The 4,960-nt window shown below is 78.6% G+C and carries 4 protein-coding genes and 1 pseudogene; 2 read left to right on the plus strand and 3 right to left on the minus strand.

Translation table 11 applies throughout. The annotated features are described in order from the left end of the window. Nucleotides 1-89: 89 nt before the first annotated feature. Nucleotides 90-446: a DUF3499 domain-containing protein gene (locus tag PKY62_RS11995; protein ID WP_324537269.1), complete on the minus strand. Its 357-nt coding sequence runs from the start codon at nucleotides 444-446 to the stop codon at nucleotides 90-92. A gap of 81 nt (nucleotides 447-527) precedes the next feature. Between PKY62_RS11995 and PKY62_RS12000 the strand changes: the two genes are divergently transcribed. Then, the gene (locus PKY62_RS12000; RefSeq protein WP_502875842.1) at nucleotides 528-992 is read left to right on the plus strand and encodes a metallopeptidase family protein; all 465 of its coding nucleotides are present in this window, start codon (nucleotides 528-530) and stop codon (nucleotides 990-992) included. Between the two features lie 89 nt (nucleotides 993-1,081). Further along, nucleotides 1,082-1,942, plus strand: coding sequence for a glycosyltransferase family 2 protein (locus tag PKY62_RS12005; RefSeq protein ID WP_324537271.1), 861 nt, complete (start codon nucleotides 1,082-1,084; stop codon nucleotides 1,940-1,942). Nucleotides 1,943-1,973: 31 nt separating this feature from the next. Here PKY62_RS12005 and PKY62_RS12010 read toward each other — a convergent pair whose 3' ends face one another. Together PKY62_RS12010 and PKY62_RS12015 are read right to left on the minus strand one after the other, a co-directional pair. Continuing rightward, nucleotides 1,974-3,584: a DUF5719 family protein gene (locus PKY62_RS12010; protein WP_324537273.1), complete on the minus strand. Its 1,611-nt coding sequence runs from the start codon at nucleotides 3,582-3,584 to the stop codon at nucleotides 1,974-1,976. Then, nucleotides 3,581-4,960 (minus strand): annotated as a pseudogene (locus PKY62_RS12015) (glycosyltransferase family 2 protein); the annotation flags it as partial. The gene PKY62_RS12010 and the pseudogene PKY62_RS12015, both read right to left, overlap by 4 nt.

The raw sequence follows: 4,960 nt of genomic DNA on the forward strand, positions 1-4,960 counted from the left end.
ATCGCCAGGCGCGTCAGCGCGCCGCTGCGGCACCGCGAGCAGCGCTCGGGCGTGCTCGGCCCGGGGCCGGCAGAGGGCGGGGTGGACACTCAGCCACCCTCGCCGCGCAGCACGCGCAGGTGGCCGCGCCGGGCCACCTCGGTGCCGGCGGGCTCGACCGCGACCGGCGTCCGCACGCGGCCGGCCTCGCGGACCGCGTCAGCCAGGGCGAGCAGGTCGTCCGACGTCGGGCCCGTGGGGACGAACTCGGGGGTGACCCGGACGACCTCCCAGCCACGCGGGGCGGTCAGGCCGCTCGCGTGCTCGGAGCACAGGTCGTAGGAGTGCGGCTCGGCGAGCTGGGCCAGCGGGCCCAGGACGGCCGTCGAGTCCTGGTAGACGTAGGTCAGCGTGGCGACGGCAGGCCGCCGGCAGGCGCTGCGGCTGCACTGGCGTCCCGATCTCACACCGAGAGGGTACCCGCGCGCACCGACGCGCACCGTCACGCCCCGCCGTGGCGGACCGCGTGCCCGCCGTACAGTGGGCCCGTGACTGGCAGCACCGCGCGCAGCGTCTCCGGGCCGCTGCCCGGCCCGGGCCCGGGCGGGACCCGGCGGCGCGACCGGCGCGGCCGTGGGCTGCGCGGCCCCCTCATGCCGGCCGACCTGCCGGCCCACCGCACGCGCGCCGAGCAGTTCGACGACCACGTCCTGACCGCCGTCGAGCGACTGGAGCGTCGCTGGGCGCGCCAGCTCGAGGGCACCGAGTTCGCCGTCGAGGAGGTCCCGCCGTCGCACCCCGCACCCTGGGAGCACGGCGGTGTGCCGCTGGGCCGCTACTTCCCCGCCGACGCGGGGCTGCCGGCACGCATCGTCGTGTACCGACGCCCGGTGGAGACGCGCGCGATCGACGACGCCGACCTCGCCGACCTCGTGCGCGACGTGCTCGTCGAGCAGGTCGCGCACCTGCTCGGTCGCTCGCCAGAGGACGTCGACCCCGGCTACCGCAGCTGACCGCTTCCGCGCACGGTCTGTGCGCGCACGGTCTCTTCGCGCACGGTGTCGGCACCCGGCGGGTCCTCGCCGACTACGCTGGTCCCACCATGAGCACGCCCGACCAGCCCCCCGTCCGCGTCGTCTGCGTGACCTACCACCCGGGCTCGGAGCTCGCGGAGTTCGCCCGGTCGCTGCGCACGGCGACGTCGGCCCCGGTCGAGCTGGTGCTGGTCGACAACGGCACCGACCGGACCATGGTGGACCAGGTCGCGGAGGAGTTCGGCGCGACCGTCGTGCACGGCGCGGGGAACGTCGGCTACGGCCGCGCGGCCAACCTCGGCGCGCGGGGCGCGACCCAGCCGTGGCTGGTCGTCGCCAACCCCGACATCGTCTGGCACCCCGGCTCGCTGGACACCCTGCTCGACGCCGGGCGCCGCCTGCCGGGGGCGGGAGCTCTCGGGCCCGCCGTGCTCAACCCGGACGGGACCGTCTACCCCTCGGCGCGGGAGCTGCCGTCCCTGACCCAGGGGGTCGGTCACGCCCTGCTCGGGCGGATCTGGCAGGCCAACCCCTGGACGGCCGCCTACCAGCGCCGCCAGGAGTCGGCCGACGCCACGGAGCGGGCCGCCGGCTGGCTGTCGGGAGCGTGCCTGCTGCTGCGCCGCGCGGCGTTCGAGGAGGTGGGCGGGTTCGACGAGGGCTACTTCATGTTCTTCGAGGACGTCGACCTCGGTGAACGCCTGGGCGCCGCGGGGTGGCCCAACGTCGTGGTGCCGTCGGCGCAGGTCACGCACGTGGGTGGGACGTCCTGGCGCGATCGCCCCGCCCCGATGATCCGCGCGCACCACGCCTCCGCCGCGCGCTACCTCGCCCGCCGCTACGACCGGTGGTACCAGTGGCCCGTGCGCGGGGCGATCCGCGTCGGTCTGGCCGTCCGCCAGGCGATCGAGCTGCGGCGCGTGGGCTGAGGACGCCCCGACCGACGTCGCGCGATGCGGCTCAGCGCGCGCGGACCGCGACCGACGGCCGGACCTCGGCCGGTGGGACGGGGGCGAGGAGCGCGACGACGTCGCCGTCCGGCAGCGACTCCGTGAGCACCACGGCCCAGGTCAGCCGAGGGTCCGTGCTGCGCAGCACCAGGCCGACGGCCGCGTCCGACGCTCCGGTCAGCGCGGTGAGCGGGTGGACGCTCGTGCTGCCCGGCGCCACGCGCAGGGTCGTGGTGCCCAGCACGCCGTCCGGTCCCACCAGCTCGAGGGTCGCCGGTGCGGAGCCGTCGAGGTCCGCGCTCGGCACCGCCGTGACCACCACCTCGCCGCTCACCCCCGGCGGCAGGGCCAGCGGACCGGCGACGCCGAGCACGGTGGCGGGCGCCCAGGCCCGGTCGAGCGGCACGTCCCCGGCGGCGGCCGCGAGGTCGGGAGCCAGGCCGACGCCCTCCCCCCGCGTGATCATCGCGCCGGCGACCACCGCCACGTCGGCGTCGACGACCAGCGTGTAGTAGCCCGGTGGCAGCCCGCCCAGGGGGACGTCGAGCACCTCGCCCGCCACGAGCTCGAGCTCGGCCGCCCCGGGCAGGTCCACCGGGCCCTCCGGTCCCAGCACGGTGATCGCCGCCGTGCCGCCCTGCGAGCCGGGGGCGAGCAGCCGCAGCAGGGCCACGTCCGCGCCGTCGGCCGACGAGGCCGTCACCGCGACGCCGGGCACCACCTGCTGCGGCGCGGGGGCCGCACCGGCCACGACGTCGTCGGTCCCGGCCGGGACGAGCCCGCGCAGCGCGCTGTCCTGCAGGTAGGCGCCCACCCGGCCACCGGCCGCCGTCACGTGCACCACGACCCTCTCCTGCTCGGCGGCGATGCCCTCGAGGAGCACCACGCGCTCCTCGCCCGCCGGCACGAGGTACTGCGGTGCACCCGCCAGCTCGACCGGGCCGGACGGGCCCCAGAGCTCGAGGGACACCGTCGCGGCCGTCCGGCCGGGGTTGACCAGCACGAGACGACCGCTCGAGCCCAGCGCGGTGCTGCCACCGACCAGCCAGACCTCGGCGGCCGCTCGGCCGCACGAGGCCGCGACGAGCCCGCGGAGGTCGCCGTCCGTCGTCCGCACGCCCGTCGCGCCGGCGACCCACGCGGGGACCTCGCCCGCGGCGTCGGCGCGCAGCACCAGCCCGCCGGACAGGCCGTCCACCGTGGCGCCGGCCGCGCGGCCCTCGGGTGCCAGGGTGACGACCGGGTCGCCGTCGGCGCCGTCCAGGGCGCCGAGGCGGGTCACGGCCGCGCCCGAGGTGCCGTCTGGGCTCACGCTCAGCAGGCTCAACGCCGACCGCGACGCGACGGGCGTCGGGTCGAAAGCCGGGTCGTACGCTGCGTCGGAGCCCTCCTCCGGCTCGGTGGCGAGGTGGACCGTCCCCGGGCACACCAGCTCGGTGACGGCGGCCGGGACGTCCACCGCGAGCAGCGGGACGTCCCGTGGCGCCGTGGGGGGCCGCAGCGAGCCCACCGCAGCCACGCCGGCCGTCAGGGCAAGGACGGCGGTCGCCGTCGTCAGCGCGCCGACGACGGCCCACGCGCGGCGGCGGGTGGGCGGCACGCCGTGCTCCGGCCCGCTCATCGCACGCCTCTGCGGCGTCGGACGGGCACGGCCAGCAGCACCGTGACGAGCAGCACCGCGCCCTGGAGCGCCGCCCAGGCTGTGCGGCCGGCAGGGACGTGGCCGACGATGAGCCGGCCACCCTCGGCGGGGACCTCGAAGGCCTGCCGCCAGGACGTCTCCACGGCCCGCAGCTGGCGGCCGTCGAGCCAGGCGCGCCAGCCCGGGTCGGCGCGCTCGGCGAGCACCAGCTGCCGCGGCGCCGTCGCCGCCGCGAGCGTCGTGTCCACGACGCCGTCGGCTGCCGGGACCGCGGCGAGCACCTCACCCGGCGCCCCGCCCGTCCCGGTGAGCAGGCGCGCCCAGGCGGTCGTGCGCGCACCCTCGGCCGTGGACACGCGCCACAGCACCCCGGCCGACGTCTCGGTGACGCGCTCCAGACCGTCCGTCGAGTCGAGCCGGCCCACCAGGGTGGTCCGCGCCGAGGACGCCTCGACGCCGGGCCCGAGGAGCACAGCGCCGACTCCCAGCGCCGCCAGCCCGTCCGCGGCGTCGGCCGCACCGGCGACCAGCCGCGCCACGGCCGTCGCGTACTCCGTCTCGGCGGCGTCGGCCGGCACGGGCTCGGTGGCGTCGAGCGGACCCGCCACGGTGCGGGCCGTCACGGCCCGGCCGAGCTCGGTGAGCTGGACGCCGTCGCCCCGCAGCAGCGTGCCGCGCACCGCGGCGGTGGGTTCCACCTCGAGGGCCAGCACCCGCACGTCGTCGGCGGAGTCCTGCATCTGGACGCCGACCGCCGGCACCACGGGCGCCTCGGAGGTCACCAGGGCGAGGTCGCCGCCGCGCACCGCGACGGTCCAGCCCGCCAGGACGAGCGCCGGGCCCAGCACGGCGAGCGCGGCCAGCCCCGCGGCACCCACCTGGCGCCAGCCGAAGTCGTGACCGGCCACGGCGGCCCGCACGCCGCCGGCGCCCACGAGGGCCGCAGACAGCGCACCGAGCAGCGCGAGGCTCACCCCGCCCCCGGGCCACGCCGCGACCAGCGCGGTGCCCACCGGGTCGACGTCCGCGACGGCGGTCGCTGTGAGGCCGCTGGCCACGGCGGCGGCGAGGCCGACGGCGACGACGAGCCACGCGGCCCGGACCGCCCGCCCGCCGCGCGGTGCCGCGAGCGCCAGGAGCGCCGGGACCAGGACGAGGCCCGCCGCGGCCAGCGCGAGCGCCGTGGCGGCACCGGAGCCACCGGCCCACGGCGGTGGCGTCACGGGCCAGCCGAGCAGCTGCTGCCACGCGGGCGCGCCCGTCGCGGGCAGCACCACGGCCGGGTCGGTGAGCAGCAGCCGCCAGCCGCCGTCCGCCCAGGTGCCCGCGGCCTCGGCCAGCGTCGGGCCGTGCAG

The sequence above is a fragment of the Actinotalea sp. genome (assembly GCF_035443605.1).
Lineage (GTDB): Bacteria > Actinomycetota > Actinomycetes > Actinomycetales > Cellulomonadaceae > Actinotalea.

Bases quoted from the DNA above. Each gene is read 5' to 3' on its own strand.
- PKY62_RS12010 (WP_324537273.1), bottom strand. From the start codon at position 3,584: ATGAGCGGGCCGGAGCACGGCGTGCCGCCCACCCGCCGCCGCGCGTGG.
- PKY62_RS12005 (WP_324537271.1), top strand. From the start codon at position 1,082: ATGAGCACGCCCGACCAGCCCCCCGTCCGCGTCGTCTGCGTGACCTAC.